At 62.4% G+C, this 4,507-nt stretch carries 4 protein-coding genes and 1 pseudogene; 1 reads left to right on the forward strand and 4 read right to left on the reverse strand.

Going from position 1 to position 4,507, the window contains the following annotated elements; translation table 11 throughout:
* Positions 1-151: 151 nt before the first annotated feature.
* Positions 152-778, reverse strand: coding sequence for a C40 family peptidase (locus tag ACK59Z_RS25630; protein WP_003249118.1), 627 nt, complete (start codon positions 776-778; stop codon positions 152-154).
* A 166-nt stretch (positions 779-944) separates the two neighbouring features.
* Between ACK59Z_RS25630 and ACK59Z_RS25635 the strand changes: the two genes are divergently transcribed.
* Positions 945-1,364, forward strand: a complete 420-nt coding sequence (locus ACK59Z_RS25635; RefSeq protein ID WP_003249120.1) for a TM2 domain-containing protein — start codon at positions 945-947, stop codon at positions 1,362-1,364.
* A 91-nt stretch (positions 1,365-1,455) separates the two neighbouring features.
* Here the strand turns inward: ACK59Z_RS25635 and ACK59Z_RS25640 are convergent, their stop codons facing one another.
* The 3 genes and pseudogenes from ACK59Z_RS25640 to ACK59Z_RS25650 form a co-directional block, all read right to left on the reverse strand.
* The gene (locus ACK59Z_RS25640) at positions 1,456-2,154 is read right to left on the reverse strand and encodes an SPOR domain-containing protein (RefSeq protein ID WP_003249122.1); all 699 of its coding nucleotides are present in this window, start codon (positions 2,152-2,154) and stop codon (positions 1,456-1,458) included.
* Between the two features lies 1 nt (position 2,155).
* Positions 2,156-3,892, reverse strand: coding sequence for an arginine--tRNA ligase (gene argS, locus ACK59Z_RS25645; protein WP_003249124.1), 1,737 nt, complete (start codon positions 3,890-3,892; stop codon positions 2,156-2,158).
* Between the two features lie 187 nt (positions 3,893-4,079).
* A pseudogene (locus tag ACK59Z_RS25650) lies at positions 4,080-4,507 on the reverse strand (primosomal protein N'); the annotation flags it as partial.

Here is a 4,507-nt window from a genome sequence, read left to right on the forward strand (position 1 = left end):
CGAGGGTTGATCAAAGGCTTGTAGTACCTGCAAAGGCCCTTTCGCGGGCGCGCCCGCTCCCACAGGTATGGCGCTGCCCGCGAGAGCGACGCGGTAGCTGTGGGAGCGGGCGTGCCCGCGAAGGGGCCGGTACCGAATAGCGCCGATCAGATTAACGCTTGGCCAGACTCAGCTGCTGCTGCTCTTTCGGCAGCACCCGTTTGGCCACCACGTAGTGCTTCTGCCAGTAAGGCTTGCTCAAGGTGTCGATACTCACCCGCTTGCCACGGCGTGGCGCGTGGATGAAGCGGTCGTTACCCAGGTAGATGGCGACGTGATTGACCCGACGGCTCTTGATGTTGAAGAAGATCAGGTCGCCAGGCTTCAGATCACCCTTGGCCACCTTCACCCCATGGCCCTGGGCCATGGCATTGGAGGTGCGCGGCAGGTCGACGTCGGCGACGTCGTTGAAGGCGTATTTGACCAGCCCGCTGCAGTCAAAGCCTTTTTTCGGGCTGCTGCCGCCCCAAACATAAGGGGTACCGAGCACATTTACCGCACGGCTCAGCACATCGCTGCTTTGCTTCGGCGACATGGCGGCGACATTCGCACCGCGGTTGCTGACGGCATTGCTTGGGCGGGCGCGCAGCGCGGTCTGCTTGGCGGGTGCGTGTTTCACCGACGCGTTGGTCGTGTAGCCGGTGAAACCATTGGGAAGACGTTGCTCACGATTGGTGGCGTGGGCGGCCAGGGGCAATAATAGGCAGAGGGTCAGCCATGTCTTGATCAAAGGCGGCATAGATGAAGCTCTTATGAATAGTTATGTGTTGGGCGCGCAACTTTATAACAGCTTTTTGATCAGTTATTGATCCGTTGGTCGATTGCCTAGGCGCCGTATGTCGGGTAGCGACGAGAAAGTCACATTTTTTCTTAGAAAATTTTCGGATAACCCACGGGGGCTATGAATGAACAGTTATCAACAGGGGGTGCCCTTTCACGACACCCACAGCAAAACCATTGGCTACCTGCTGTGGATTTTCGGCTTCACCGGGTCCCATCGTTTCTATTACGGCAGGCCGATTACCGGGACCATCTGGTTCTTCACCTTCGGCTTGCTGGGCATTGGTTGGTTGATCGACCTGTTCCTGATCCCGTCCATGGACCGTGAAGCCGACCTGAGGTTTCAGTCCGGGCGTATCGACTACAACATCGCCTGGATTCTGCTGACCTTCCTGGGGGTGTTTGGCCTGCACCGGCTGTATCAGGGCAAATGGATCACCGCGATCATCTACTTCTTTACCGGCGGGTTGTTCCTGGTGGGGGTGCTGTATGACTTCTGGACGTTGAACAGCCAGGTGTCCGAGAGGAATGCGGGGCGGGGCTGACGGTACCGGGGCTGTTTTAGAGCCCATTCAGGGGCAAGCCCGTCCCCCATAAAAAAGGCCTTGTCGCGCCGCCGCGGCAAGGCCTTCTTTGTTACTGGCGGGTCTGCCGCTGTTGCAGCAACAGGTTGCTGAATCCGGCCCCAGCCAGCTGCTTCTGTGCCCCGGTCAACTGCTCGCGGTTGCTGAACGGCCCGACCAGCACGCGGTACCAGGTTTCATCCTTGACCGTGCCCGACTCCACTTTCACGGACTGGCCCAGCAGGATGATCTGTGCCCGTACCTTGTCAGCATCGGCCTGCTTGCGGAACGAGCCGGCCTGAAGGAAGTACTGCGTGGTCGCCGCCGGCTTGATCACAGGCGGTGGCGGCGGCGGGGTCTGGCCGAGCAGCGCTGCCTGGGCCCTCGCCGTGTCGATTTTTGCCGCTTCTGCTGGTGTCACCGGGGTTACCGGCTGGGCCGGCACCGGTGGCGTTTTCTCCGGTACGGCTTCCGGCGGCACGATCACCTCAGACTCCGGCAGCAGGGTGTAGAAGTCGTACTTCGGCTTCACCGGCTGTTGCGGGGTAGCTTGCGCGGGCTTGCCGGCTTCGGCCGTTTTCGCCGGTTTCTCCTGCTCGGGCTTGGTGCGCTTGATGTCATCGCCACCGGGTTCGAGCTTCATCAGGAACACGATGAACGCGCCTACGGTCAGGCCGACCGCCAGCCATACCCAGCCGGGGATCGGCTGTTTGGCCGGTGCCGTCTGGCGGCTGGCGCCGCGTTTCGGGGCAGGTTTTTTCTTGGCAGCCAACTTACATGCGCTCCAGGGTTTCCAGGCCGAGCAGTTCCAGACCTTGTTTGAGGGTGCGGCCGGTCAGGGCGGCCAGGCGCAGCCGACTCTGCTGCTGCGAAGGGGTTTCGGCAGCGAGGATCGGGCAGTTCTCGTAGAAGCTCGAGAACAGGCCGGCCAAGTCGTACAGGTAGCTGCACAGCACGTGCGGCGTGCCTTTTTCGGCGACGTTGTTGAGGATTTCGCCAAACTGCGCCAGGCGCGCGGCCAAGTCCTGCTCGTGGGCTGCGTGCAGCACGATTTTGCCGTCGACTTCGTCAAAGCCTTTGCCCAGCTTGCGGAACACGCCGGCTACGCGGGTGTAAGCGTACAGCAGGTAAGGGGCGGTGTTGCCTTCGAAGTTGAGCATCAGCTCGAAGTTGAAGCTGTAGTCACTGGTGCGGTGCTTGGACAGGTCGGCGTATTTCACCGCGCCAATGCCCACCACCTCGCCGATGTGGCGCAGTTCGTCGTCGGCCAGGCTCGGGTTCTTTTCCTTGACCAGCGCGTAGGCGCGCTCCTTGGCCTCGGTGAGCAGGTCGATCAGCTTCACGGTGCCGCCGTCACGGGTCTTGAACGGGCGGCCGTCGGCGCCGTTCATGGTGCCGAAGCCCATGTGCTCCATTTGCATCGGGTGGCCGACGAAGCCAGCGCGGCGGGCCACTTCGAACACCTGATTGAAGTGCAGGGCCTGGCGCTGGTCGACGAAGTACAGTGCGCGGTCAGCCTTCAACACGTTGCTGCGGTAACGCACGGCAGCCAGGTCGGTGGTGGCGTACAGATAGCCGCCGTCAGCCTTCTGCACGATCACCGGCAGGGGGTCGCCTTCGCTGTTCTTGAACTCGTCGAGGAACACGCATTGGGCGCCCTGGTCTTCGACCAGCAAGCCCTTGGCCTTGAGGTCGGCCACCACGTTGGCCAAGTCGTCGTTGTAGGCGCTTTCGCCCATCACGTCGGCCATGGTCAGTTTGACGTTGAGCAGCTCGTAGGTCTTCTGGCAGTGCGACAGCGAGATGTCCTTGAAGCGTGTCCAAAGGGCCAGGCACTCGGGGTCACCGGCTTGCAGCTTGACCACCAGGCCGCGGGCGCGAGTGGCGAACTCCTCCGATTCATCGAAGCGTTTCTTCGCCGCGCGGTAGAAGTTTTCCAGGTCCGACAGCTCGTCGCTGGTAATCGGGTTTTCCTGCAGGTAGGCCATCAGCATGCCGAACTGGGTACCCCAGTCGCCGACGTGGTTCTGGCGGATGACGTTGTCGCCCAGGAACTCCAGCACGCGCGCAACGCTGTCGCCGATGATGGTCGAGCGCAGGTGGCCGACGTGCATTTCCTTGGCCAGGTTGGGTGCCGACATGTCGATCACCACCTTTTGCGCCGGGCCGGCTTTGCGTGCACCCAGGTGGGCGTCGGCCAGGGCGGCATCCAGGCGGTTGGCCAGGGCGTCGGTGTTCTGGAAGAAGTTGAGGAAGCCGGGGCCTGCAATCTCGACCTTGCTGATGTCGGCGCTGGCCGGCAGGGCGTTGATCAGTTTTTCGGCGAGGTCGCGCGGCTTCATGCCGGCCGGCTTGGCCAGCATCATGGCGATGTTGCTGGCGAAGTCGCCGTGGGTCTTGTCCCGGGCGTTTTCCACCTGGATCGCCGGCGACAGCCCTTCAGGCAGCACACCGTCGGTGACGAGTTGGGTGAGGGCTTGCTGGATCAGCTGGCGAATGGTGTCTTTCATGGGGATCTCTTTTCGACCGCAAGCGCGGTGAGCGCCTGGATGCGCAGGTGGAAAAACTGGGCATTATCCGTTGCCGGGAGCAGGTTGCCAACCTTTGGGCGGCAAGCTGGGGGCCACAAGCGGCAAGAAAAAGCGGCATCGCACCCGCCCGGCGCTTGCTTGCCGCTGGTCACTCGCAGCTTGCAGCTCAATACAGGTCTACCGGGTCGACATCCAGCGACCAGCGCACCTGGCGCCCGCTCGGCAACTGTTCCAACACTAGCAACCAGGCGCTGATCAGTCGATGCAACGGCGCCCGGGTATTGGCCTGTATCAACAATTGTGCGCGGAATCGTCCGGCGCGGCGCTCCATGGGCGCCGGTACCGGGCCCAGCAGTTCGATGCCCGGCAGGTGCTGTTCGGCCACCAGGCGCTCGGCGGCGGCACAGGCTTCGTCGAGGAAACCTTCGGCCTGCCCCGGCTTGTGTGCTTCGGCACGCAGCAAGGCCAGGTGCGAGTAGGGCGGCAGCCCGGCGGCTCGGCGTTCGTCCAGGGCCTGTTCGGCGAAGGCGAAGTAGCCTTGCTCGGTTAGCTGGACCAACAGTGGGTGGTCGGCCAGGTGGGTCTGGATGATGA

Source organism: Pseudomonas sp. KCJK9058 (assembly GCF_046230975.1).
GTDB classification, from domain to species: domain Bacteria; phylum Pseudomonadota; class Gammaproteobacteria; order Pseudomonadales; family Pseudomonadaceae; genus Aquipseudomonas; species Aquipseudomonas alloputida.